The following is a 26473-nucleotide window of genomic DNA, read 5'->3' as shown; positions in this document are numbered from 1 at the left end:
AACCAAACACTTTGGGATCAATAGCAACAGAGTTATTTGGTGGCGGCATACCTAAAGCCCCATTCGCATTCGTAGCCTGACGGGGACCAACCGCGGAAAAAGTCACTGTGCAGGAACAGGTCTTCAATCCAAGTGGATCTGAATCAGATATTGGATCCAGTGGATATTGGTACAAATTCCATTCCCCATCCGGACCTATCGGGTCCTGGGTGATATACCGTCCCTGCAACGGGTCATAGTATCGGTGACGGTTGTAGTACAGCCCCGACTCCTCATCGTACTGCTGACCCGGCAGGCGAAGCGACTGTTGCAGTTGCTCCGGGTTTTCCTCTCCCAGCAGGTTCCCCCACTCGTCATACTCCCCGCACCACGCCGTTTCCCCTTCCGGGCTGATGAGCGCCTGCGGCAGTCCCCGGTGGTCACAGTGGTAAAGATGAAGTGTCCTCTCCGGGACGTATTCCGCCTCCATCTGGCTTTCCATCTGCGCCGCCGTCAGCCCGCACTGCGCAAGCCATGCCTCACTCTCCGCACTCACCGCCCCCGCGCGCAGTTCCCGCTCCAGCCTTCCCAGCATCACCGCCAGCTCCGCCGGTAGCGTCACCCCCGTGTCCTCCTGCAACACCTCCGCCAGGCTACGGTGCCGCGCCTTCGCCTGTTCGCCATTCTCTGTCTCGACCCGGATGAGCGGCGTGAAGCTCCCCGGCAGGTATACCGTCTGGATACGTGTGGTGTCGGTCTGTATCGTCGTCAGCCTGTCACCGTCCCACCCGTACCATGTCTCCTCCGGTTTACGCGACAGCGACATCCACCCCGCCAGGTCACGCTCCCGCCGCCACACCCGTTTTCCCGTCCAGCGGCCTTTATCATCATAGCCGTAGTGGAGCGCCACACGGTGGCCTTCACTGGTATGGCTGAGGGTGGCTAACCATCCGTGCTCATCATACTGCCACTGCTCTGCCGGGTCGTCGTTCACCGTTCGGTGTGTGATGCGGTCCGACGCATCGTAGTACCAGAGGGTGATAAGTCCCTCGTCTTCACTCTGCGTGAGTTTTCCGGTCAGGTCATAGTGGTAACGCTGTGTCCTGCCGTCAAAGCCGCGCTGCTCCGAATTGATTCACCCTCAGTTGACCAATTATTCCTAACCAATTGTTACGGTGATACTTGTGTGTTCGTCATTGATATTTTATTAACATATGGATTTTATAGTATCCATTTAATCCGCGTAAATTACCTTTGCCCTTATGTTTTTTTAAGTTGCTGCAATTGGAGTCTGGCATATTTATTACCTTTTTTTTCCGCCAGCTCCAACCAATAAATCGCCTCCGCCAAATTATAATATTTTGAATACTCTTTATATGGAGATGATAGATATACACCATAAGAATATTGGGCTGTGACACTCCCTAAACAAGCTGCTATTTTCAGATATTTCATTTGTTCATCAATATCAGGAGCGCTTAGTGTATAATATAAAAACAATCGAAATGCCGCTTCAGCAGACGTTATTGATCTACTCTCAAGATCCAGTTTTTCGGTTTTGTCTAAGCTATAAATTTCATTACTTGCCCCTCCGTGGTTCTTTATATAAAGATCAGTTTCCCCTGTTCCACATGCTGTAAGGTAAAATATACTGACAACAATAAAAATAAAAAGCTTTGCATTCATTTTATTTATTTATCTCTGAAATTTTTTCAACTTTACCTTTAACTGTAGAAATGGGTTGCCCATCAGGACCAAAAGTAATCCAATTACCTATAGTAGCAGGATCAACAGTAGTGGCGTAACCGCCCCTCCCAATTCCAGGGCTAGTATTCGACGGTACCATTAACACACTATCCATTAGTACATTGCCATCTTTATCATTTTTCCACCATAAGGCATAATTTGTATCACTTCCAATTACGTTCGCATGAAGTTTTGTAGCTAATAAACTCGAAAATGAACCGCTTCCACCTTTAGCTGTTATACACGCGACCAATTTAACCGTTTCTCCCTCTGTGTAGTTTTGGTCCATCCTGATCATTGCCGCCAATATGTCTGAACTTAAAGGTGAACCTGATTCAGTAATAACATAAAAAGGATCGCCGTGCGTAGCGACAGTGAAAACACCTGGAATATTAATTTGATCAACTATATTATGCATCTGTTGATTGTCTGGAATTAAGTTTATGTCTACCAGTCCCATTGGATCTATATGTACGATTGGTTCCAGTGGATATATATACAAATTCCATCCGCCTTTCAGCCCAATCGGATCCTGGGTGATATACCTCCCCTGCAACGGGTCATAGTATCGGTTGCGGTTATAATACAGTCCCGACTCCTCATCATACTGCTGCCCCGGCAGACGGTACGGCTGGTGTAGCTGCTGCGCGCTGGTTTCGCCCAGCAGGTTCCCCCACTCGTCATACACTCCGTGCCATGCTGTTTCGCCTTCCGGGCTGATGAGCGCCTGCGGCAGTCCACGGTGGTCACAGTGGTAAAGATGAAGTTTCCGCTCCGGGATGTATTCCGCCTCCATCTGGCTTTCCATCTGCGCCGCCGTCAGCCCGCACTGCGCAAGCCATGCCTCACTCTCCGCACTCACCGCTCCCGCGCGCAGTTCCCGCTCCAGCCTTCCCAGCATCACCGCCAGCTCCGCCGGTAGCGTCACCCCCGTGTCCTCCTGCAACACCTCCGCCAGGCTACGGTGCCGCGCCTTCGCCTGTTCGCCATTCTCTGTTTCGATTCTCAGGAGCGGTGTGAAGCTCCCCGGCTGGTACACCGTCTGGATACGGCTCTGTCGGGTCTGGATGGTGGTCAGACGGTCGCCGTCCCACCCGTACCATGTCACCTCCGGTTTACACGACAGCGACATCCACCCCGTCAGGTCACGCTCCCGCCGCCACACCCGTTTTCCCGTCCAGCGGCCCAGCGGGTCATACTGGTAGCGGCTTTCGACCAGCGGCTCACCATGCTGTATCCGCGTGTAGAACACCAGGCGGTGCTGGCTGTCGTAGTGGTAGTGGTGGGTCCGCTCGTCGTGCATCCGTATCACCCCTTCCGGGATACGGTCCGTCTTCTCCGCCAGCCTGCCGTACTCATCGTGGCGGTAGACATAGTGCGCATCCTCCGCGATGCGGTTATCCGGCCACGCCGTGAACCATTTTTAAAATCGCCATACATTTTAAGCCAGTTAATATGGGCGTGACCAAAGTCGCATATTTCATCCCAGCCCTCCGCACCACTCATTACTGCACAGACAGTCAGAAAAAGAATATCCATAAGTTTATGATCAATTTTCCCCTGCTGGCGATAGTCCGGGATAACTGATATATATTCAAGTAATCTTGATAAACTCACTTGAGGATTTCCTTATTTTTAAATTGACTACATCACCGATTTAAGATAGTAGCATATCACAATGTTTTTAAAGAGATTTTCATGATTTCTCCTTGGCCTGCCACCATCTCTTCACAAGCTTATGCTTATTACATGCAAAACGTCCCGTTTTGCATCTTTGTGCCTACGGCACACCACGATCTTTCCCTAGGCAAATCCCGCCATGGCGCACCAGAACAAAGGACCCAAAATATGCCATTCATGACATGTCTGTGCGCAAGGTACGGCCGCCCGCCTTTGGAAGAACCTCTCTCAGGCGGCAGCATGGGGGCAATCAGAAACCATGCATCATCAGGGAAATCGTAACGAGCCAAATTGAAGGACTTTTGTGGTTAAACGATGCTTTGTATTGTACAAAAAATAGTTACGGGACACAGCCTAGACGCATCTATTTAGCTATCCAACCACTAATGTAATTTAATTACCTCCCCACGCTTCCCTGAATCATCAGTATACATAGCTTTTAAACATAATTTCTGCCCATCATTTTCAATGTAATTAAATATCTCAATTAAAGAGTAATTAGCATACTCCACCCTATAATACAACTCCACGGAGGTTGAATTAATGACATTACTATACTTAATCGTCTTTTCATTAAATTCACCAAGTATTTTCATTTTATCATCCATAATTACTAGAAAATCTTTTTTCACAGTAGCAACCTTAAAGGAATCACATGACAGATCATATATCCCACTATAATCCTTTTTATTATAAAGAAAAAAAAACTTATCAACTTCATTTTTTGCAGCATCTCTAATAGCCTCCTCCCCGCCCTTCACCCTACCTAGCCATGTAAAAAAAGTAACAGCAAGTAATACAACAAACATCACAGACAGCAATAATAAAAAACACCTACGTTTTCTCATTTGAATTTACCTGATAACCAATCATACCCTTTATCCATCAAATCGAAAATTTCTGATAGACACCTCGAATACTGAGAGCATGTGACCTCTCCCCCCCAATCTCCAAATCCAGGCCCAAAGCTCACTCCTTTTGTATATTTAGAGCTATCAGTTTTATCATGAGTATCCGTATAAGCCATACCACCAAGTAGTGCTCCTCCATAAGAATATCCACTAGATTCTGATATTCCCGGAGATAAATTAGCATTAGAAGCTGATATTGTAAGTAACAGACCAGCCGTAGCTCCCACTCCACTATGATCACATAACGAGTAATACGCACAAACCTCTTTATTACCCGGTGTATCACGACCACTAGTCCCAATAGCAGCTCCAAATGCCAAATTTCCACCGCCAAAAAAGTCCAAATACAAGCCACCATCAATCATAACAGCACCCTCAGGAGTTCCGTAATCCGGACCAGCAACATTTTTTATTCCTTCAGCAGCTTCCTCATATGACATTCTACCCTCACTAGCCGAATTGACGTACCCTGCAATCTCCTTACCAGCCTGGCTATTTGCTCCTGGGATAGGATTTTGATTCAGCCCCAGTGGATCTATTTTTAAAATGGGGTTTAATGGGTAGTGGTATAAATTTAGTCCCCCCGCCAGCCCGATGGGATCCTGGGTGATATACCTCCCCTGCAACGGGTCATAGTACCGGTTGCGGTTGTAGTACAGCCCCGACTCCTCATCGTACTGCTGACCCGGCAGGCGAAGCGACTGTTGCAGTTGCTCCGGGTTTTCCTCTCCCAGCAGGTTCCCCCACTCGTCATACTCCCCGCACCACGCCGTTTCCCCTTCCGGGCTGATGAGCGCCTGCGGCAGTCCACGGTGGTCACAGTGGTAAAGATGCAGCCTCCGCTCCGGGATGTATTCCGCTTCCATCTGCGCGGCCATCTGCGCCGCCGTCAGCCCGCACTGCGCAAGCCATGCCTCACTCTCCGCACTCACCGCACCCGCGCGCAGTTCCCGCTCCAGCCTTCCCAGCATCACCGCCAGCTCCGCCGGTAGCGTCACCCCCGTGTCCTCCTGCAACACCTCCGCCAGACTACGGTGCCGCGCCTTCGCCTGTTCGCCATTCTCTGTTTCGATGCGTATCAGCGGCGTGAAGCTCCCCGGCTGGTATACCGTCTGGATACGTGTGGTGTCGGTCTGTATCGTCGTCAGCCTGTCACCGTCCCACCCGTACCACGTCACCTCCGGTTTACGCGACAGCGACATCCACCCCGTCAGGTCACGCTCCCGCCGCCACACCCGTTTTCCCGTCCGGCGGCCCAGCGGGTCGTAAAGGTAGCGGCTCTCCACCTGTGGCTCGCCGTGCTGTATCCGCGTGTAGAACACCAGGCGGTGCTGGCTGTCGTAATGGTAGTGGTGGGTCCGCTCGTCGTGCATCCGTATCACCCCTTCCGGGATACGGTCCGTCTTCTCCGCCAGCCTGCCGTATTCATCGTAGCGGTAGACATAGTACGCATCCTCCGCGATGCGGTTATCCGGCCACGCCGTGAAGGTACTGTCCGGGTGCAGCTCCGGGTCGGGCAGCCGGTTTCCTGCCGGGTCCGTCGCATACGGGATATCAATGTCCAGGTTCGCTGCCGTGGTGTGGACGCCCGTCAGCCTTCCCGTGTCGCTGTAACGGTACGCCCGGCTCTCCTGCGGGCCGCTGATGCGCACCAGTTGCCCGTTATCGTTCCACGTATACTCACGGTCAAGCTGCGGGAGATTCAGGTGCCTGCTCTGGAGCTGGCCGCTGGTATTCCAGGCGGTGGCAAGTTCATAGGCCTCCCCGCCGAAGCTGCGGGCCGTCTCACGGTGCAGCCGGTCCCGCGTGTACTCCACCAGCGGCGTTCCGCCCAGCTTCATCCCCGCAAGATAACCGCTGCCATACGTCAGCCACTCCACCGACGGCAGTCCGTCCGGCTCCTGACGGTTCGCCAGCCCCTGTTCGCTGTACGCGTGCCCCGTCTCATGCTCCCACAGCATCTCCCCCGTCTCCGGGTTCTCCACCGTCTGCCGTTCGCCCGTCAGGCGGCCTTTATCATCATAGCCGTAGTGGACCGCCACACGGTGGCCTTCACTGGTATGGCTGAGGGTGGCTAGCCACCCGTGCTCATCATACTGCCACTGCTCTGCCGGGTCGCCGTTCACCGTCCGCTGTGTGATGCGGTCCGACGCATCGTAGTGCCAGAGGGTGATAAGTCCCTCGTCTTCACTCTGCGTGAGTTTTCCGGTCAGGTCATAGTGGTAACGCTGTGTCCGTCCGTCAAAACCGCGCTGCTCTGCCAGGCGGTCCACCGGGTCATACCGGAACGTGGACTGGCTGCCGTTCTCGTTGGTCAGCACGGTGATGCGCCCGGCAGCGTCATACTCCATGCTGCGCATCAGCCCGCCCTGCGTGGTGCTGATGGCTTTACCCCACGCATCATACTGTGTCTCACTGCGGCTGCCGTCCGGGGCAATGATAGCGGTGAGGTCGCCTGCGGCACTGTACTCATAACGGGTTTCACGCCCCTGCGCATCCTTCTGCCCCGTCAGCCTGCCGCGACTGTCATAGATACTGTAAATACTGAGGCCTTCCTCCCGGTGAACCGCTGTCCTCTGTCCGTACCGGTCGTACTCATACCGCGTCGTGTACCCCGAACAGTCCGTGAAGACCAGCAGTTGACCGTAACGGCTCCATGCCATCTGTTTCGTACTGCCCGTCGCATCCTGTATCCCTGTCGGTAGTTCACTCGCCGGATCATCATAGCTGTACCGCGTCGTCTCACCGCTGCGCGAGGTCTCCGCCGCCAGCCTTCCCTTCTCATCATACTCCCGGCTGCTGCGCAGCCCGTCCGGGTACGTCACTGATGTCACCTGCCGCTGGCTGTTGTAGCCATACCGCACCGTCCTGCCGTCCGGCCCCGTCACCGCTGTCACCGCGCCCGACGCCATATGCAGGCTGTACTCCGTCCGCCGTCCTGCCGCATCCGTCTGCGCCTTCAGCCTCCCAGCCTCATCATACTCACTGCGGGTGACGCTCCCGTCCGCATGCGCCTTCTTCATCACCCGCTTCAGGCCACCTTCGCCTTCCGTGTACAGCACCTCCCGTCGGTTCAGGCTGTCCGTGATGGTCACACGGTCCTGCCCGTATTCAAAGCGGTAGTCCAGCCCCTCCGGGTTGACCTGCTCCGTCACCCGCCCGGTATCATCATACCGGTAGCGGCTCTCCGGTCTCCCCGCATAATGGTGCGCCACCATCCGCCCGGTGTGTTCCGCATCATAAGTAAACCCGCGCACCTGTGTTCCGCTGCGGTCATACACCGCCAGCAGTTCACCACGGGCCGTGTACGTGTAGCGCGCCAGCGGCGCGGCGGGCAGCTCATCCGGGTATGCCGGGTCGTGTGTCAGCCATACCGCCTCCAGCCGGATACCATTATCCGTGCCATATCCTGTACCGGCGGGCAGTGTGTCGGGGAAAGCCTGAGAAGAGGAAACAGGACGGGGACTGGCCGGGGAAGATAAGGAAGAGGCGCGCTGTTTACGGAAGGCTTCCGCCCGCTGCGCCTGCGTGGTCAGCGCCAGGTGAAAACGGCGGCCCGCGCCGTCCGTCACCCCCGTCACTGCACCCGCAACTTCGCCCTCCGCCGCCCGGTGAAAGGCCAGCGTCCGCCCGAAGCCGTCCACCACGCCCGTCAGCACCCGGTATACGGGTGGCTCCGGCGGCAGCACCTCATCCGCCTCCGGCACCCGCTCCGGCCAGCCGAGTATCCACCACGGCCCCTGAAGGCTGTTTGCCGCCAGGTACACATGCGGACTCAGGCGAACATCTTCCGGCAGTACCTGCCAGAGCGCGCTTAACGGCTGCGAACTGTGCTGCTCCGCCACCCCGCCCCTTGCCAGCCAGAACGACTCACTGCGGCTGTAGCTTATCTCGCCGGGAAACAGCGGCTCAAAGTGAATGCTCCTGCCACCGCTGTCGTTGAGTATCAGTTCCCGCTCATGAACCTGTAAGCGGATATCGAAAGGCGCTTTCCAGCCGGGGCCGAACACCCCCACCGGCGCGGGCGTCCTGGTCCGGTAACTGCTGTAGGCGCGGGAAAGAATAAACGGCAGCGGGCCGGACAGCGCAAGGTCCGTCTCGCCCGGCAGCACCTTCGCCCCCAGCAGCGGGTTCACCGGGTTAGCATAGGTAATCCCTCCCGGACACACCGAACAGGCCACTCCCGTCGGCGCGCCTATCAGCACACCCGCTGAACCCTGCACAATATCCAGTCCCTTGCGGGTCATGTCGCCCTGCCGCGCTGCCGGTTTTCCGCCCATGAATCAATTCCTTCTGCTTTTAATATGGTTCATCTGGTCACTGCACCAGTTCTGTTTTGATTTTATGCACCGAACTTAATATTTCCGCATATCCGGCATTCCGGGGGGTAAATCTTTCGGCACCGATGCATCCGGTACAGGTTGTGTGGCACCACAGTTCCAGTTAATCACCGGCGCATCCCCGTTCACATCCGACTCTCCTTCCAGATGAATGTGTGTACCATTGAGAAATATGCTTCCGTCCTTCGTCAGTACCAGCCTTGCCTTACCACAGCAGAGCTCCAGATGCTCACCGGCAGAATAAACTGCCGTTTGTCCGCTGTTTTCCTTCATCGTCTTGCCCACCGTGAAGGTGACGTTATTCCCTACATTGACGCTGTAGCCCCTTCCCACCATCAGTGATTTATGCAGCCCCACCTGTGAGGACTGCAATAACGCCACCGAGGTATTCATGATGCCGCCTACCGTCGTCTGGTAAGCCACCCCCACCGTCAGCGCACGAATGATCCCCACCTTTTCAACCTGGTTTACTCCCACTTTGATAATCTGGTTACTGCCTACCGTTTCCACCTGGTTGACACCAACTGTCTGTATCTGATTAACGCCAATTTTCTGGATCTGGTTATTGGTAACGGTGATCGCCTGGTTGTTACCTATTTTTTCGGCATGGTTGTTTATCACATCAGTGGTACGGTCATTGAGCACCTCGGTATCCATGTTCTTCTGCGCGTGGATGTAGACCTGTTCTTTCCCTGTCGCATCGTCAAACTTCAGTTCGTTGAACCCGCTGCCCATATAGGTCTTTGAGCGAATGGTCATCTGCGTTTTGGTGCCCGGCAGGCTACCGGGAGTGCGGTTATCTTCGTGGTAGGTGCGCCCCATAATGATCGGCTGGTCCGGGTCGCCGTTGAGGAAGTCCACAATCACCTCCTGACCCACACGCGGTATCGCCAGGTTGCCGAACCCGGTGCCAGCCCACGCCTGCGCCACCCGTATCCAGCAGGAACTGTCCTGGTCTGACGGGTTATAACGGTCCCAGTTAAATTTCACCCGCACGCGGCCATGTTCATCACAGAAGATTTCTTCCCCCGCCGGCCCGGTCACCACCGCGCTCTGCGGGCCGTCCACCAGCGGTTTCGGCTGTGGCTGCGGTCGCCATGTCCGGTCTGCCGGTATCACCGCAAAATGGTTATTCAGCGTGGTGCCGGCCCCCCCACGTCCCGGTATCGCCTGCGGCTGTTCGCCGTGCAGTTCGCTCGTCACCACCTGCCATTCCCGGTTAAGACTCGCCTGCGGGTGCTCCGTCAGGGTGAACCGCCGTCCCGGCCATATCTCCGGCGAACGGCTTGCCCCGCGTGCCACTTCCGCATTATTGCGCCAGCCGTCCATCTGCCAGCGGGCAAAATTTTTGCCATGTGCATTTTTGAAACGCCCGGGGTAGTCATACACTTCATACTGCGTGCGCTGGTAATCCATATTTTCACCGTCCTGGTCAAAGCGCCCCGCCCAGCCGGGACGTTTAAAGGTGTAATCCTTGACGATGGTCTGTGAGGGGCGTATCTGCGCACTGTAGCGGAACTGGCTGATGCAGCGGGTGCTCACTTCGGTACGGGTGTTCGGGTTCCAGGGGATTTCAAAGGCGTCAGGCAGGTAGCGCACCGTGTCACACAACACCAGACTCTGGTCGGTACTTTTCTGCGCGTGTTCCTCATAAAAGAAGATGCCTTCCTCCGCCGCCATCCGGCACAAAAACTCGTAATCGGTTTCGCCGTACTGGACACAAAATTCACGGGAAGGATGCGGCTCACTGAACAGCGGGCTCCACTCTGTCACACCGTTTTCCTTCAGGAGCGTGCCGAGGATGCTTTCGATGTCCTCATTCTGGAAGATACGGAAGTTCTGGCGCAGTCCGGCGCGCCACAGCGGCGGACAGACTTTCATGCTGTACAGCATCTGTTTTTTGTCGTTCTCCCCCAGTTCAAACCAGGTCACCACGCCTTTTACCCGGCGCTGTGCGTCATTGCCCTGCCATATCGTCAGGTAGGCCATTTTTTCCAGCACCTGCGGGAAATCAAGGGAGAGAAACTGCTGGCTGACAAGGGAGAGCTCGAGGGAAAAGACTGAAGAGAGCGACTGGCTCAGGTGAAAGGAAACCACCACAAAAGCGTCCGGCGGCAGGCCGTCCACTTCCAGTGTGAAACGTAATCCGGTTGACATGGCAACCTCCGGGGTTAAGGAAAAACAGACTGTTCGCTGTTAAAGCGGCTGTGAGGGCAAGCTTACAAAAGCCCGTCCCACGCAAGGGCTGGCGTGGGAGAGTCTCTGCCTGTGGTTAATTTCGCAGCCCATGTATTAACTCTGCTTTGAAGATTTTATGATTTGTTGAAATATTCATCGCAACATATCTTGTTCATAAAAATAATCTGGCTGAGTTCCTCTTCTTATTTTGTAATTATCTTCGTTCATTATCACATCCAGTTCTCAGTGCAGTTCATTCTTTACAAGCCAGTAGCTTTGGATGGAAAAATATCTCTTAAATCAATAAATAACATGAATAACCGAATAAAAAACATAATCAACATCAATTATTAAATCATTAAAGACGCTACCGCTCTACCCTGATGAATTGATCTGCACATAGCCATCTTAACGTCATGCCCTCAATATTGAGTAATAGATATTATAAATTCAGAATTTATCAAATTTATTTCACAAATAAATACATGGAATAACATGCAAAATAATTATATTTTAAAAAATAGCAATGATTGAAAAACACCGACACTCATCCAGATATAAAGCGATTTGCGCCATTCGATAACATTCTTCTTTAACAGTACAAGCATGCCAGGTATCTGGCGCTCAGGATAATCACTAAAGGTTAATAGAGTAAGAACGGACGATAACTTGTCATTTTTTCACCAGTCACTTCAATTCCCACTTAACCTGCAAGGGTATGTTTTGCATCGTTTATCGATAACAGGTAGGATGCAGCGCCGACAGTTATACCCATAAAGAATAATGGTGAATCTTGTCATCGCCAGGATGAATAAACATTGTTCATGACGGCTTATAAGACTTCTTTCATTAAAACAATCAGGGAGCGCAATGAGTAAACACAACACCGACTCTTCAGATCAACACGCCGCGAAACGCCGCTGGCTTAATGCCCACGAGGAGGGATATCACAAAGCGATGGGCAATCGCCAGGTGCAGATGATCGCCATTGGCGGCGCGATTGGCACTGGTTTGTTTTTAGGCGCAGGCGCACGACTGCAAATGGCGGGTCCGGCGCTGGCACTGGTCTATTTAATCTGCGGCCTGTTTTCATTTTTTATTCTGCGTGCATTGGGCGAGCTGGTATTACATCGTCCTTCCAGCGGTAGTTTTGTCTCTTATGCCCGTGAGTTTTTAGGCGAAAAAGCGGCTTACGTTGCCGGCTGGATGTACTTTATCAACTGGGCGATGACGGGCATTGTCGATATCACCGCGGTCGCGCTGTATATGCACTACTGGGGGGCGTTTGGCGGTGTACCCCAATGGGTGTTTGCTCTCGGCGCGCTGACTATCGTGGGCACCATGAACATGATCGGCGTGAAATGGTTCGCGGAGATGGAATTCTGGTTTGCGCTGATCAAAGTGCTCGCCATTGTAACCTTCCTGGTCGTGGGTACAGTGTTTCTCGGTAGCGGTCAACCGCTCGATGGCAACGCAACTGGCTTTCACTTAATTACCGATAATGGTGGTTTCTTCCCGCACGGTCTGCTGCCTGCTTTGGTGTTGATTCAGGGCGTAGTGTTTGCTTTTGCATCGATTGAGATGGTGGGAACTGCCGCCGGTGAATGTAAAGATCCGCAGACCATGGTGCCAAAAGCGATAAACAGCGTGATTTGGCGCATTGGCCTTTTTTATGTCGGTTCTGTGGTTCTGCTGGTCATGTTGTTGCCATGGAGCGCGTATCAGGCTGGGCAAAGTCCATTTGTGACTTTCTTCTCTAAACTGGGCGTGCCGTACATTGGCAGTATTATGAATATTGTAGTGCTGACCGCGGCCCTCTCCAGCCTGAACTCGGGTCTGTACTGCACCGGACGTATTTTGCGCTCAATGGCGATGGGCGGTTCTGCACCTGGTTTTATGGCGAAAATGAGCCGCCAGCATGTACCGTATGCCGGAATTCTGGCGACGCTGGTCGTTTATGTCGTCGGCGTATTCCTCAACTATCTGGTACCGTCGCGCGTATTTGAGATTGTGTTGAACTTCGCGTCACTGGGAATCATCGCTTCATGGGCGTTTATCATCGTTTGCCAGATGCGTCTGCGTAAAGCGATTAAAGAAGGCAAAGCAGCGGATGTCAGTTTTAAACTCCCGGGCGCCCCCTTCACTTCCTGGCTGACCTTGTTGTTCTTGCTAAGTGTACTGGTATTGATGGCGTTTGATTATCCGAACGGAACTTATACCATCGCTGCGTTGCCGATTATCGGTATTCTGCTGGTTGTAGGTTGGTTTGGCGTGCGCAAACGCGTTGCCGAAATTCACAGCACAGCCCCCGTAGCCGAAGAAAAAAAACAGGAAATCGTGTTTAAGCCAGAAACAGCAAATTAATTGCGTAAATTGCCCGGCTGCGTGCCGGGCAATTTCAGATTGCTGACGAAGTGGTCGTTGTTTGTGCCGGATGCGTCGCGAGCGCCTTATCTGGCCTACAAAAGACAAACTCCGCCATATCTGTTACAGCGCAATACGAATCACATCATCCGGCTGAGTCGCTTCCTGCTGCTTAGTCGATTTTTGCTTCACACTGACATATAGCGTTTTACCATCGGCAGATAGCGCCAAGCTGTTCGGATGAGTCGGTGTATCGAACGTTTTCACCACTTTGTAAGTTTTCGCGTCAATCACACTGACTTTACCTGCCTGACGATGAGTGACATAAGCTTCATCACGCACAGGGTTAAACAGCACTGCCAGAGATTCCGGTGCCGCTATCTTCGCCAGAATATTACCATTACGGATATCGACGACTAACACTTCTGCAGCTTTAGAGTCGGTGATAAACGCACGCTGGTTGGCAGTATCGAGACTGATGTTGATAAAGAAGTGTTCTTTGCCATCATCCAGCAGCTTTTTACGGCTCAGAATTTTGTTGTCGGCGGTGTCGATAGTAATCAACTCACCGTCGGCATTGGTGGTATACAGACGTTTGCCTTTACTATCCAGCGCCAGACCAGTGCTCATTTTACCGGTGTTCTGGATGGCGGTTTTCAGTTTGATATTCTCACCATCAACCACCCAAATCACGCTCTCCTTGCCAATACCGCTGATGTAAATGGTATTCGTGGCATCGTCGGCTACCAGTTCACGCGGCTGTAACGGACGCACCTCTTCGGTACGCTTACGCTCATCGAGCACCAGACGCCCTTTCACTTCGCCCGTTTTGGCATCAATCGCCGTGACCGCGCCGTTTACCGTATTACCAAACCATAAAGTCTGGGTAGCGTTGTTGATAGTGGCGCCAAATGGTTTGAGATCGTTATGAATCGCCTGAGTAACTTCCAGAGTAACCGGATCGAGACGATAAACCACTCCGCCTTTATCCAGTTTGCGGCTTTGCGAAGTGGCGAGCCACAGCGCATTTTCCTGTTGGCTATAAGCCATTTCGTAGGCGCCTTTACCTACCGCTTTACGCAGCATTTCTTCTGCTGCCTGCGCGCTAAATGAAGAAGCAACAAGCAATGAACTTAACAGTAACGAACCACGCAGGCGCGATGAAAACAAATGACGTAAATGCATGACGACTCCCTTTGATGAACTGATATTTAGCAGCTTCACAATGCTTCGTTGAGCATAATCATAGTTACGCCCTTATTGTAAATGGGAATGGTAATCATTATTTCTTCAAATGTGGAGCTTTTCTTGCTGTTACGGCTACAATTACCCCAATAAATTAACATTTTGCGCCATTTTGTTTTCTTTTGTTTTACAAACCAATTGCCATAACGGCGTCTTTCTATTCTTAACCTGGCTTTTTTTCATGAAGATTTTTTCCGTCCGGGAAACTGTTTTACCTGCACTGATTGCCCTTTCCGCTTCCGCTTTTGCCGCCGTACTGATGAACAAATGATGATTGTCAGTACCGCGCCGCAGGTAGTTTCGGAACTGGACACATCGGTAGCAGTGAGCGTGGTTAATGGTGAAGAGGTGCGTCGTCAGGGGACTGAACGGGCATGGGATCAACGTTTCGCCGAAAATTTTCGTATGAAAGCGTCGTGGACGTGGCTTGACGCAACGTATCGTAGCAATGTTTGTAACGGTAATCGGATGCCCGGTATCTCTCGCAATATGAGCTTTGCGTCTTTAGGTTATGTACCGGAAGAAGGCGGATATACAGGTACAGAAGTACGTTATATGGGCGATATCATGGCGGATGATGAAAATACGGCAAAAGTGCCCTCTTATACACGCGTCGGTCTGTTTACCGGGTACAAGTTTAATTACCAAAATATGACTGTTGATGTATTTGACCGTGTCGATAATTTGTTTGATAAAGAATATATCGGTTCCGTTATTGTCAATGAATCAAATGGGCGTTATTACGAACCTGCGCCGGGGCGAAATTATGGTATCGACATGAATCTCGCCTGACGTTTTGAATAAAATTAATTTGTGGCGGCATAATGTCGCCACCCACTTTATTAATCATCCTCCGCCACGCGGATAACGACTTTGCCGAAGTTTTTACCTTCTAACAGGCCGATAAAGGTCTGCGGGGCATTCTCTAAACCATCGGTCATGTGCTCGCGATAGTGAATTTTTCCCTCTTTTACCCATTGTCCCATCTCCCGTTGAAATTCATGGATCCGGTGGCCGTAGTCCTGGCTGATAATAAAGCCTTGCAAACGAATTCGTTTTTTCAACACCGTCGCCATTAACAATGGTAAACGATCCGGCCCGGAAGGCAGTTCCGTGGCGTTATAGCCGCTGACTAACCCGCATACCGGGATCCGCGCAGAGGTATTGAGGAGCGGCAACACCGCATCAAACACGTTACCACCAACATTCTCATAATAAATATCAATGCCTTTCGGACAGGCTTTCGCTAACTGTTCGGCAAAATCATCTGCGTGGTGATCAAGGCAAACATCAAAACCCAACACCTCGGTTGCATGGCGGCATTTTTCTGCGCCGCCAGCAACCCCCACGATCCGGCAGCCTTTTAGTTTGCCAATTTGCCCTACCGTTGCGCCAACGGGTCCGGTCGCCGCGGCAACCACCAGTGTTTCGCCCTCTTTTGGCTGTCCGATATCCAGCAGCCCCATATAAGCAGTAAACCCGGGCATCCCCAGAATTCCCAGCGACCACGATGGATTTTGCGGATGATCGCCCAGTTTGACCAACTCATCGCCACTGGAAATCGCGTAATCCTGCCAGCCGTTGTAACTAAGAACCCAGTCACCAGGCTGATAATCAGGATGATTCGATTCCACCACTCGACTTACCGTACCACCCACCATCACACTGCCAATTTCAACTGGCGGTGAATAAGACGGTTCATCGCTCATGCGCCCGCGCATATATGGGTCCAGCGACAGATAGATTGTGCGTAATAACACCTGTCCCTCACCGGGTGTGGCGAGCGCGTCTTCCTCCAGACGAAAATTATCCAGAACCGGCGCGCCATGTGGTCGCGAAGCCAGAACCCAACGGCGATTACGCTGCTTTTGTTGTCCCATAATGCTCTCCTGTGCTTTTAGCATGAATCTCTCAATAGTAGCAGGCTCACGGGATTGGTTTTATTTGCAGCCATCACACCGCTGCTACAACACGCAATAATTTCATCAAGGAATCCGTTGCTTCGGGTCATTTTCGATAGTATTCATAGCATCATCATTATTCGTCGTTTAATTGAGGCCAGACATGTCCATCCGTTTTGCCCGCAAAGCCGATTGTGCTGCGATTGCGGAAATTTATAACCACGCTGTGTTGTATACGGCGGCTATCTGGAACGATCAAACCGTGGATGCAGACAACCGTATTGCCTGGTTTGAAGCACGGACTTTATCGGGTTATCCGGTGCTGGTGAGCGAAGAGGATGGCGTCATCACGGGGTATGCCTCATTTGGCGACTGGCGCAGTTTTGACGGTTTTCGCCATACCGTGGAACATTCGGTATATGTTCATCCCGATCATCAAGGTAAAGGTCTTGGGCGCAAATTGTTAAGCCGCTTAATTGATGAAGCACGAGGCTGTGGCAAACACGTGATGGTCGCCGGGATTGAATCGCAAAATCAGGCCTCGCTGCATCTGCATCAGTCTCTGGGGTTTGTGACTACGGCACAAATGCCGCAAGTGGGCACTAAATTTGGACGCTGGCTGGACCTCACTTTTATGCAATTACAACTCGACGATCGCAGCGAACCGGACGCGCTCAGATGAACCACTCGCTCACCCTTGCTTTTCTGATCGCCGCCGGGATTGGTCTGGTAGTGCAAAATACGCTGATGGTACGCATCACCCAAACCACCTCCACGATCCTCATCGCGATGTTGCTGAATTCACTGGTAGGGATCGTGCTATTCGTGTCTATTTTGTGGTTTAAACAAGGGATGGCGGGGTTTGGCGAACTGGTCTCCAGCGTGCGTTGGTGGACGCTGATCCCCGGTTTACTGGGATCATTTTTTGTCTTTGCCAGTATCAGTGGATATCAAAACGTTGGCGCGGCAACCACCATTGCCGTACTGGTTGCCAGCCAATTAATTGGTGGTTTGGTATTGGATATTTTCCGCAGTCATGACGTACCTCTGCGCGCGTTGGCTGGCCCGATTTGCGGAGCGATTCTGCTCGTTATTGGCGCCTGGCTGGTTGCCAGACGCTCATTTTAATCAAAGGATCGTGCCACCTTTTGTTAACTGTTCGTGGCGCGCTTCCATATCTTCTTTATGTTTGCGTCCGTGATGGGCAATTGCAGTACGCAGACGCTGTTGCTGGGTATAGCGATCTTCCCGACTTAATTCCGCGTCATCACTCAGGGCGATTAATAGTTCGTTCATATGGGCAATGACGCTCTCATCAATCGCGGCATCCACGCGCGCGATGACCTCTTCCAGATGCGACATACTTTCTCCTTAGCCACTTGTGAAAAATATCGACTCACCCAAATGATATAAGTCTGCGCAGTGCCGTCAAGCTAACGAGTAAGAATTAAAACAGAGAAAATAGCAGCGCCACCGGGAAGCTTATTGGCCATGTCACCCCCACAAGGAAAGCGCTCAGAAAGCGAATGCTCTTTTTATCGTAAGAAAGAAACCAGGTAATAATAAATGCGATAACTGCCATAACAGCATAAAAAATAAGTATGTATTGAAAGAGAGACATGTACAGACGTCCAGCCAGATAAATAAAATGCGCACGAATATGCGTCATTTTTTGATGTGTATCAAATTTTTTGCCCGTTTGAGGAAAAAGCAACAAACAACGACTTGCCCTTCCTGTCTTCAGAATGAGTATTATTGCGAATTTACTTAACCCGTACTATACCCATAGGGGCTATGATAAAAGGTGGCAAAAATGAACGTTTCCAGTAAAACAGTAGTACTGATAAATGTCTTTGCTGCTGTTGGTTTGTTTACTCTTATCTCTATGAGATTTGGTTGGTTTATTTGATCTGTTGATTTTGCATGCAGCATCCACAGTCAGAGGGATACCCACTCTCTGACTGTGGATTAAGTTATCTCCCTCTTTCCTGATTTACAAAAATAGAGGGAGACTCTCGCCTCCCTCTTATTTATCTATTTATTTTTCATCTGGCTTGGGCAATTTTGACACGTAAGTCGTCTCTGTTTTCTCGTACTTTTTCTTCCCTGTATCCACAACGACTTTTACCCAAACAACACCGGCGACATAGGTTCTCAGCTCAGAACTTGCATGCCCGGTCCAGGTCAGCCTCGCTTTTGCTGGCGTCATAGTAATGTTGCCATTGTCTGGATAATCCTCACTGCCAGCAGTAAATTCAGCAACTCCTGACAATGGGTTACCAAAACTATCGGTCAGTCTGGCAATGAAACCAAAAGGTTCTCCATCATCAGTAACATAGCCAAAATCACTATTGACTGTCAGAACGCCATTATCAGCATCCGCATACAATGAAAATGACTGTTCTGCACTAGTGTTACTCCCCAGTTCGTCCATGGCGACGATCATTTTGTATGCTCCTGCGGTTCTGCCATGAACATTGACGGTCGCCTTACCATCCGAACCTGTGGTTACTGATGTGTGATCGACAACTAATGCCCCCTTATCAGATGGCCCCGTCGTTTTAATACTCAATACCCGATTACTTAACGCTTCTCCTGATTCACTTTTGAGCGAGAGCGTAAATGTCAGGTTGTCGGTATCACTGACCACTACGGAAGACGCGCTTGGCGAGATCGTCAAAACCGCGTTCCTGGCATCAGTCACCGCATCAATGCGTTGGCTGGAGGTAATTCGCGTTCCATTCTGCTCATATGCAGCCTCAATCGTATACTGCCCCGCTTTCGCCGCTGTAAACTGCGTTTTTGCTCGCCCACTGGCATCGAGTTGCAGCAACTTACTGGCTAATGACGCGCCTGAAGACGGTGAAACAGAGAGCGCGACATTGCCTGCGAAGATATTGTTATTGGCATCAACCAATTGAATATTAACTGCTGAACTCTCTTTGCCATCAGCGACTATCTGCGGTTTTGATATCTCCATAGTAAATTTAGCCGTGGCAAGATCCGGGACAAAAGTAACCTTCACAACATCAGATTCAATACGATGAGAGCCATCAGTGACTCGCGCTTTCACCGTATACTCACCAGCTTTAACCGTCGTGATCGGAACGGAAACACGCCCCGTGCCATCAGTTATGATATTGGCCGGAATAGACAAATCAGCAGATGATGTAATGAGCTCGATTTTTTGCCCATTCACTGATGTATTGTTGCTATTAGTTAGCTGAACATTCAAAACGGCTGCACTTTTTCCATTAGCAGGAATATTGGTAACCGCGCTGCTATTTTCAGGTGTCAGCGTCAATGATGCACCAGCCATATTCGATGCAAACGTCAGGGTAAGTTCAGGAGAGACCTGATTCCCCGCCTGAGCTTTAACGACGTAAGAGCCAGGTGTTGAACTCACCAGGGCGAACGTCGCATTACCGTTTGCATCAGTCGATACAGCATGTTCGCCGCCAACCTGAGTCACACCAGAAGGTAATGACAAAGTCACCGCATAATCAGGAATCGCATTCCCGGTTGGGTCTGTAAGTTGTACTTTCACTTTATTCTGCTGCTTGCCATCTGCCAGAACATTATTCTGAACGGCTTCAAAGCGAGAGAATACCGGCTGAGTTCTATCCTCAATGAATGAAATTTCTTTCTCAACGCCAGAGAAAGAGTGACGATCGGATTTTACACCAATGCGAATTTTACCCGCTCGTTTTGTGGTAACCGTTGAGCTATAGACACCGTCTTTTTCAGTTACTGCACCGAACTGCACATCATTTGTTCCGTTGATAGCATAAAAATGCAGTGATTTATCACCTGTGATTGGCTTTCCTTCCGCATCTTTTGCTGCCATCTGCAAATTGACGTTATAACCCACAACCTGCTGCGCAGGCGCCACGGTTAACCCCGTATCAGGCTCGGCTTCAGACTCTGTCTTCGCAGTTTGCTTAACCGTTAACGTAAACGATTTATTCAGTACTTTGGCAGTTACCCGAACGGTACCCTCTTGCGAACCTGCGGTAAGAACCGCACGGTATACACCTGCCGAAACTTCCTGAACTTCGCTCAACTGTGGTTCGGTAAGGTTTCTGCTGCGTTGAGCATTATTAGCCGTAAACTCCAGCGACATCTGGATGTCCTTTGCCAAACCAGTGAGTGGCTGCCCTTTAGCGTCTTTCAGACTCAATACAACCGGATAGTTTGATTGTCCATCCGCAACAATTTGCGCATTGTTGCTGCCATTCAGGGTGAAGGACGAATCGTTGACAGAAACTTCGCTGCTGATGACGCTAATATTCATTACCGCATAGTTGGACACATGGCCTTTATGATCGCGAGCGGTTGCCCCAACGGTCCAGGAGTTAACCCCGCCATATTGATAAGCCGGCAACGTAAACTGCCACGACGTGCCACTACCGGTGATTTTGCCTCCGGCAGCAACAAATGCACTGTCAGACCACTGAACAGACTCAATACCACTGCTGGCATTAGAGACATTCAACGTAACAGGAAGCGTCGTTCCTCCCTGGCCTTCAATAGCGTCAGGCAGGCGAATACGCAATGCGCTTTTCTTTTTATACTCCAGAACAATATTATTATTACGCTCAACAAAATCGTAGCGTCGATTCTGCACTTCGCGCATCACCGCAACATTTTCGCTGTCCAGTTGTTTAGCTAACGGGACACCAGGACGATAATTAATTTCAACGCCAAAACGAGTATCGTGGTTATTACTCTGCCCCTGCTTATGTTGAGCAGAAAGTTTAACTAAAGGAACCGGGGTATAAGAAATTTCCCCAGTTACCGCATAAGGATTTTCCTGGAGATTATCGCTACCAAATAAGCCGACATTCTTACCATAGTATTTTTCGAACTGAAGAGATGCGCCTAATTGTGGATATACTGGTAGCCAGCCTTCAGCAGAAACATCCCAGCCATTTGCCGGGCGCTCAAGATAATCATCAATATCGCGACTGTCTTTCCAGTCAGAAAGACCAAAATAGGTATTCGCACCAAAACGCATATAATCGCGCCAGTATTCAACGCCCACCCCCGCACGAGAATGGTGACGGCTCAGGTCATAATCGTAAAAAATATTTGCGCCCAACATGGCGTTGTCAGTTGTAAAGTGACGTAAACCTAAGCCAATATTGGCCTGATTACGGTCATCTGTGCGATGCAATGATGTCTGGCTGAACAAAACATAATCTTTACTATCCATCCAGGGATATAAGAAATCAAATGCAGCATCCTTTAAAGTAAAGGACTCATCAACGTTCAGTTTAATGCGCGCATTGCCATATTGTTGTAGCCAATCAACAACTTCTTTTGTTGCCTGAGCCGACAATGTATCTACAGCAAAACGCCCGGCGGTATTATTCGCCAGACTCTGCCCCGCATTTGCCGCTAATGAAGCCAGCTCATTTGCATACTCATCATTAGCATTAGTTTGTGCACTCTCAGTATTAGCTGAAGAGGCAAAGCTGTTTGCCGGGATCAGGGTAAATGTAACTGGGGATAATATCTGAGTAGCTATTACCGACCATGTTACTGCGCAGGAAGCCTTTCGTCTTAGTTTCTTATTCACCATAGTCATTTGTATTACTTATATGTGCTTAAAATAATCAAAAAAACCAACTGGTACGACAAGCGGCGGGAAATATACACAATTTCGCCAAAAACACAATATATATATACGAGTAAGTTTAGTTATCGTATGTTTGTTATGGTTTGATTATTTCTCAGTTAAAAAAAGGAAAACCACTCTATTAATAAAAATGGTTTTGCTTATGGTAAACGTAGATATCACCATAAAGAGTTAATCAATAAGATGTATCAGATGCAGTTAAGTGAAGTGTTAATTTAAAACTGAACTTTCTGGTTTTTTATTCTCAGTAAAAATAGCTGGAATACAACGTAAATATTCCAGCTTATATCTTGTTAATGTTTAACCATCACATGACGGACCACCGTATAATCTTCCAGGCCATAAAGTGACATGTCCTTGCCATAACCAGAGAGTTTCTGCCCGCCGTGCGGCATTTCGCTGACCAGCATGAAATGCGTATTAACCCATGTACAACCATATTGCAGGCGAGCACTGACGCGATGCGCCCGACCAACATCTTTTGTCCATACTGAAGAGGCCAGTCCGTACAGGCTGTCATTTGCCCAGTGAAGCACCTGTTCTTCGTTATCGAATACAGTGATGGTCACGACCGGACCAAATACCTCTCTTTGAACGATGGCATCTTCCTGTAACGCGCCAGCCAGTACCGTCGGTGCATAGTAGTAACCATTACCTTTACGTTTCTCGCCGCCAGTGATCACTTTGATATGCCCTGTCGCTTTCGCCTCTTCTACCGCTTTGCTGACGCGCTCCAGGTGCGCCAGTGAACTCAATGGACCAAGCTCTGTGGATTCGTCATCCGGCGCGCCGGATTTAAGTGTCGCAACTGCAGAACCAAGTTTTTCCACCAGCGTATCGTAAATCTCTCTTTGCGCGTAGATACGGCAGGCTGCGGTGCAGTCCTGACCCGCGTTGTAATAACCAAAGGTGCGTACACCTTCAACCACAGCTTCAATATCGGCATCATCAAAAACAATCACTGGCGCTTTGCCGCCAAGTTCCATGTGGGTGCGCTTAATGGACGGTGCGGTATGGCTGATGATGTGTTCCCCAGTGGCGATAGAGCCCGTCAGCGACACCATCCGTACTTTGGGATGTCCGGTCAGCGGATCTCCCACTGTTTTGCCTCTGCCAAACAGCACATTAATTACGCCAGCCGGGAAGATATCTTTTGCCAGTTCTGCCAGTTTCAACGCGGTCAGCGGGGTAATTTCTGATGGCTTAAGCACTACACAGTTCCCTGCCGCCAGCGCCGGGGCCAGTTTCCAGGCCGCCATCATCAATGGGTAATTCCATGGCGCAATAGAGGCCACGACGCCGATCGGATCGCGGCGGATCATCGAAGTATGTCCTTCGAGATATTCACCCGCCGCCAGACCATTCAGACAGCGTGCCGCACCGGCGAAAAAGCGAAAGACATCGACAATCGCCGGAATTTCATCATTGAACGCACTATGCAGCGGTTTGCCACAGTTACGGGACTCCAGTTCGGCGAAAACCTGACCGTTCTCTTCGATAACATCCGCCAGTTTCAGGAGACATTCCGCGCGAGTTTTCGGTGTGGTTTGTCCCCACTGCGCAAATGCTGCCTCTGCCGCGTGGACAGCTGCATCAACCTGCTCTGCCGATGCTTCTGTAATCTCCAGTAAAACTTCCCCCGTTGCCGGGTTATAGACAGGCTGTTTTTCCCCTTCGCCGCTAACCAGTTCTCCATTAATCAGTAACTTATGTTGCATAGCATATTCCTGTATCAGTGGTTATTGACCATTGTCGCCTTCGCGGGTTAGCCACCAGGCCCCCAGGATCGGCAAGGTTGTTACCAACATAACCAGCAGAGCCACCACGTTAGTTACCGGTACATCACGCGGTCGCCCAAGTTGATTGAGCAACCACAACGGTAACGTTCGTTCATGACCTGCCGTAAAGGTCGTAACGATGATTTCATCGAACGACAATGCAAACGCCAGCATTCCTCCTGCCAGTAGCGCCGAACTGAGATTCGGCAACACTACGTAGCGGAAGGTTTGCCAGCCATTGGCCCCAAGATCCATTGACGCCTCAACCAGACTCCACGAGGTACGGCGAAAACGGGCGATGACATTATTGAAAACCACCACGACGCAAAAGGTCGCATGGCCGATCACGATGGTGAAAAAACCGGGCTCCAGATTGATAGTTTTAAACGCGGTTAACAGCGCCAGCCCCGTCACAATGCCCGGCAGGGCAATGGGCAACAGCAATAACAGCGAAATAGCGTTTTTACCGAAAAAATCTCGTCGCCAAAGCGCCGCAGCCGCCAGCGTCCCTAACACCAGCGCGATAAATGTCGCCAGTGTCGCCACTTTAAGTGACAGTGTCACTGATTCAAGAATATCGCTACGCTGTGCTGCCACACTAAACCAGCGCAGCGTCAGGCCTTGCGGGGGAAAGCTAAATGCCGCCTCTTCAGTATTAAAAGCATAGGCCGCGATAATCAGGATGGGAAAGTGGAGAAAAACTACGCCGCCCCAGGCTGCCAGCTTGAGGAATAACGGTGCGCGTTCAGAGTGCATCGAACGCTCCCAGGCGTTTCACAAACGCCAGATAGAGTGAGATAAGAACAATCGGCACCAGGGTGAAAGCGGCTGCCATCGGCATATTACCAATCGCCCCCTGCTGGGAATACACCATATTGCCGATAAAATATCCCGGGGGACCGACCAGTTGCGGGACAATAAAATCCCCCAGCGTAAGTGAGAAGGTAAAAATAGAACCTGCGGCAATCCCCGGGATCGCCAGCGGCAACACGACATAGCGGAAGGTTTGTCGAGGGCGCGCGCCGAGATCTGCCGACGCCTGTAATAATGACGGCGGTAAACGCTCCAGTGCCGCCTGCACGGGCAAAATCATAAACGGCAGCCAGATATAGAGAAATACCAGAAAGCGACCCAGCCCGGAAGTTGATAACGTATTGCCGCCCACTGCCGGTAGCGTAAGGAACGCAGTCAGAAGCGGTTCCAGCCCCAGATGTTGCAAAAACCACTGCGCCACGCCATCTTTTGCCAGCAATAAGGTCCAGGCATAGGCTTTTACAATGTAACTCGCCCACATCGGCAACATCACTGCGATATAAAAAAACGCTTTCATTTTTCCGCTGGTGTAACGTGCCATATACCACGCCATTGGAAAGGCAAGAATAGCGCTGGCAATAGTCACTACCACAGCCATCGTCAGCGTGCGAATAATGATGTCGTAATTTGCCGGGTTAAACAGCGCGCGGAGATTTGCCAGCGTCAGTTCCGGCGTCACCGACATGGTGAAATCATCAAAAGTATAAAAGCCCTGCCATAACAGCGTCAGCAGCGAGCCAAAATAGACGATACCAAACCACATCAGCGGGCCGAGCAGCAGTAAAAACAGCCCCAGCCCCGGTTTACGCCAGAAAAATCCTGATACCTTACCCATGCCCGGGCGTGAAGGTGACTGCAATACATTCATCGCCATTCACCTCTCCTCAACCAGTGGCACCATCACGTTACGCGACCAGGAAGCCATCACCTGTTGACCGGGGGTAAGCGTGGCAGGCAATTCATCGCCCGTCATATTGGCCTGACTGACCAGCAGTTTTTCACCGCCGCTCAGTTTCAGTTCAAAGCGCGTTGCAGCGCCCTGATACTGCACGGCCTGAATAGTACCGCTGGCCTGTACTTCGCCGGGCGTATTCAGGCGAATATGTTCCGGTCGTAATGCATAACTCCCCATCATGCCGCAGATTTTCTCAGCCATCAGCGAATCAAATACGTTAGATGTACCGACAAATCCGGCGACAAACGGCGTGCGTGGGCGCATATAGAGATCGCGCGGCGAATCTACCTGCTCAATGCAGCCATTGTTGAATACTGCCACGCGATCGGACATTGATAACGCTTCACCCTGATCGTGCGTAACGAAGATAAAAGTGATACCGAGCGACTGTTGTAGCTTTTTCAGTTCCAGTTGCATCTGCTCACGCAATTTGAGATCCAGCGCGCCGAGCGGTTCATCCAGCAATAACACGCGCGGTTCGTTCACCAGAGCTCTGGCGATGGCGACACGCTGGCGCTGACCGCCAGAAAGTTGCGCGGGTTTACGTTGCTGCACAAACCCCAGCGCCACTTTCTCCAGTGCTTCTTGCGCCATGGTGTAGCGCTGTTTTTTATCCACGCCTTTGACCATCAGCCCGTAGGCCACATTGTCAAGAATCGACATATGGGGGAACAGCGCATAGTCCTGGAAGACGGTATTCACGTCCCGATCCCAGGGCGGCAGATTACTGGCAGGCTTACCAAAGATAGAGATAGCCCCGCCGGAAAGTTGTTCGAATCCGGCAATAAGCCGCAGGCACGTAGTTTTGCCGGAGCCGGATGGCCCCAGCATTGAGAAGAACTCGCCATCTTTTATCGCAACACTGACGCCATCGACCGCGCGCACCTCACCGTACAGTCGCGAGACATTGTCAAACTCCACTGCGTACGTCATAAAACACCC

17 protein-coding genes and 5 pseudogenes are annotated in these 26473 nt (G+C 51.1%); 5 read left to right on the top strand and 17 right to left on the bottom strand.

Annotated features, from left to right (window positions below; genetic code table 11):
- Nucleotides 1–124 precede the first annotated feature (124 nt).
- From PS053_RS23220 to PS053_RS02530, 8 genes and pseudogenes are all read right to left on the bottom strand, one after another.
- A pseudogene (locus PS053_RS23220) lies at nucleotides 125–880 on the bottom strand (RHS repeat-associated core domain-containing protein); the annotation flags it as partial.
- Nucleotides 881–1239: 359 nt separating this feature from the next.
- Entirely contained in the window at nucleotides 1240–1665 is a 426-nt protein-coding gene (locus tag PS053_RS02560; protein ID WP_025237587.1) for an SEL1-like repeat protein, read from the bottom strand.
- 1 nt (nucleotide 1666) lies between these two features.
- Nucleotides 1667–3139: pseudogene (locus PS053_RS02555) on the bottom strand (RHS repeat-associated core domain-containing protein); the annotation flags it as partial.
- 2 nt (nucleotides 3140–3141) lie between these two features.
- Nucleotides 3142–3342: pseudogene (locus PS053_RS02550) on the bottom strand (transposase family protein); the annotation flags it as partial.
- 188 nt (nucleotides 3343–3530) lie between these two features.
- Nucleotides 3531–3695 (bottom strand): annotated as a pseudogene (locus PS053_RS02545) (transposase); the annotation flags it as partial.
- Nucleotides 3696–3788: 93 nt separating this feature from the next.
- Nucleotides 3789–4253, bottom strand: a complete 465-nt coding sequence (locus tag PS053_RS02540; RefSeq protein ID WP_204619590.1) for a sugar tyrosine-protein kinase — start codon at nucleotides 4251–4253, stop codon at nucleotides 3789–3791.
- The gene (locus tag PS053_RS02535) at nucleotides 4250–8596 is read right to left on the bottom strand and encodes an RHS element core protein (RefSeq protein WP_256908037.1); all 4347 of its coding nucleotides are present in this window, start codon (nucleotides 8594–8596) and stop codon (nucleotides 4250–4252) included. Before PS053_RS02535 ends, PS053_RS02540 begins: the two co-directional genes overlap by 4 nt.
- Before the next feature lie 75 nt (nucleotides 8597–8671).
- A complete protein-coding gene (locus PS053_RS02530; RefSeq protein ID WP_256908038.1) occupies nucleotides 8672–10813 on the bottom strand; it encodes a type VI secretion system Vgr family protein in 2142 nt (713 codons plus the stop codon).
- A gap of 891 nt (nucleotides 10814–11704) precedes the next feature.
- Here PS053_RS02530 and ansP point away from each other — a divergent pair.
- Nucleotides 11705–13198, top strand: a complete 1494-nt coding sequence (ansP, locus tag PS053_RS02525) for an L-asparagine permease (RefSeq protein WP_000033772.1) — start codon at nucleotides 11705–11707, stop codon at nucleotides 13196–13198.
- Between the two features lie 123 nt (nucleotides 13199–13321).
- Here ansP and yncE read toward each other — a convergent pair whose 3' ends face one another.
- Nucleotides 13322–14383 (bottom strand): 7-bladed beta-propeller protein YncE, encoded by a 1062-nt coding sequence (gene yncE / locus PS053_RS02520; protein WP_000550699.1) that lies wholly within the window; start codon nucleotides 14381–14383, stop codon nucleotides 13322–13324.
- 396 nt (nucleotides 14384–14779) lie between these two features.
- Here yncE and PS053_RS02515 point away from each other — a divergent pair.
- Nucleotides 14780–15235 (top strand): annotated as a pseudogene (locus PS053_RS02515) (TonB-dependent receptor domain-containing protein); the annotation flags it as partial.
- A gap of 50 nt (nucleotides 15236–15285) precedes the next feature.
- Here the strand turns inward: PS053_RS02515 and PS053_RS02510 are convergent.
- Nucleotides 15286–16323 (bottom strand): NADP-dependent oxidoreductase, encoded by a 1038-nt coding sequence (locus PS053_RS02510; protein WP_000531439.1) that lies wholly within the window; start codon nucleotides 16321–16323, stop codon nucleotides 15286–15288.
- Between the two features lie 184 nt (nucleotides 16324–16507).
- On the opposite strand from PS053_RS02510, the gene PS053_RS02505 reads away from it, so the two are divergent.
- Complete coding sequence (locus tag PS053_RS02505) at nucleotides 16508–17026, top strand: GNAT family N-acetyltransferase (protein WP_000027568.1); 519 nt, start codon at nucleotides 16508–16510, stop codon at nucleotides 17024–17026.
- Nucleotides 17023–17472: a DMT family transporter gene (locus PS053_RS02500; RefSeq protein WP_001016707.1), complete on the top strand. Its 450-nt coding sequence runs from the start codon at nucleotides 17023–17025 to the stop codon at nucleotides 17470–17472. The genes PS053_RS02505 and PS053_RS02500 overlap by 4 nt, the downstream gene beginning before the upstream one ends.
- Here PS053_RS02500 and ydcY read toward each other — a convergent pair whose 3' ends face one another.
- Entirely contained in the window at nucleotides 17473–17706 is a 234-nt protein-coding gene (gene ydcY, locus PS053_RS02495) for a DUF2526 family protein YdcY (RefSeq protein ID WP_000018715.1), read from the bottom strand.
- 85 nt (nucleotides 17707–17791) lie between these two features.
- Nucleotides 17792–17965 carry a GhoT/OrtT family toxin gene (locus PS053_RS02490; protein WP_032278646.1) on the bottom strand — a complete coding sequence of 58 codons (174 nt, stop codon included), beginning with the start codon at nucleotides 17963–17965 and terminating at the stop codon, nucleotides 17792–17794.
- Nucleotides 17966–18157: 192 nt separating this feature from the next.
- Between PS053_RS02490 and yncL the strand changes: the two genes are divergently transcribed.
- Nucleotides 18158–18253, top strand: coding sequence for a stress response membrane protein YncL (yncL, locus tag PS053_RS02485; RefSeq protein ID WP_071825194.1), 96 nt, complete (start codon nucleotides 18158–18160; stop codon nucleotides 18251–18253).
- 129 nt (nucleotides 18254–18382) lie between these two features.
- On the opposite strand, the gene PS053_RS02480 is transcribed toward yncL, so the two are convergent.
- The 5 genes from PS053_RS02480 to PS053_RS02460 form a co-directional block, all read right to left on the bottom strand.
- Entirely contained in the window at nucleotides 18383–21934 is a 3552-nt protein-coding gene (locus PS053_RS02480) for an inverse autotransporter beta domain-containing protein (RefSeq protein ID WP_273774627.1), read from the bottom strand.
- A gap of 344 nt (nucleotides 21935–22278) precedes the next feature.
- Nucleotides 22279–23703: an aminobutyraldehyde dehydrogenase gene (gene patD, locus PS053_RS02475; protein ID WP_256879129.1), complete on the bottom strand. Its 1425-nt coding sequence runs from the start codon at nucleotides 23701–23703 to the stop codon at nucleotides 22279–22281.
- A gap of 21 nt (nucleotides 23704–23724) precedes the next feature.
- Nucleotides 23725–24519: an ABC transporter permease gene (locus PS053_RS02470; protein WP_000555488.1), complete on the bottom strand. Its 795-nt coding sequence runs from the start codon at nucleotides 24517–24519 to the stop codon at nucleotides 23725–23727.
- Nucleotides 24509–25450, bottom strand: a complete 942-nt coding sequence (locus tag PS053_RS02465) for an ABC transporter permease (RefSeq protein ID WP_001251333.1) — start codon at nucleotides 25448–25450, stop codon at nucleotides 24509–24511. Before PS053_RS02465 ends, PS053_RS02470 begins: the two co-directional genes overlap by 11 nt.
- Nucleotides 25451–26464, bottom strand: a complete 1014-nt coding sequence (locus PS053_RS02460; RefSeq protein WP_059235713.1) for an ABC transporter ATP-binding protein — start codon at nucleotides 26462–26464, stop codon at nucleotides 25451–25453.
- Between the last annotated feature and the right edge of the window lie 9 nt (nucleotides 26465–26473).

The organism is Escherichia albertii (assembly GCF_028622335.1).
Taxonomy (GTDB): Bacteria; Pseudomonadota; Gammaproteobacteria; order Enterobacterales; family Enterobacteriaceae; genus Escherichia; species Escherichia albertii.
This window is presented reverse-complemented; position numbering and strand designations above follow the sequence as displayed.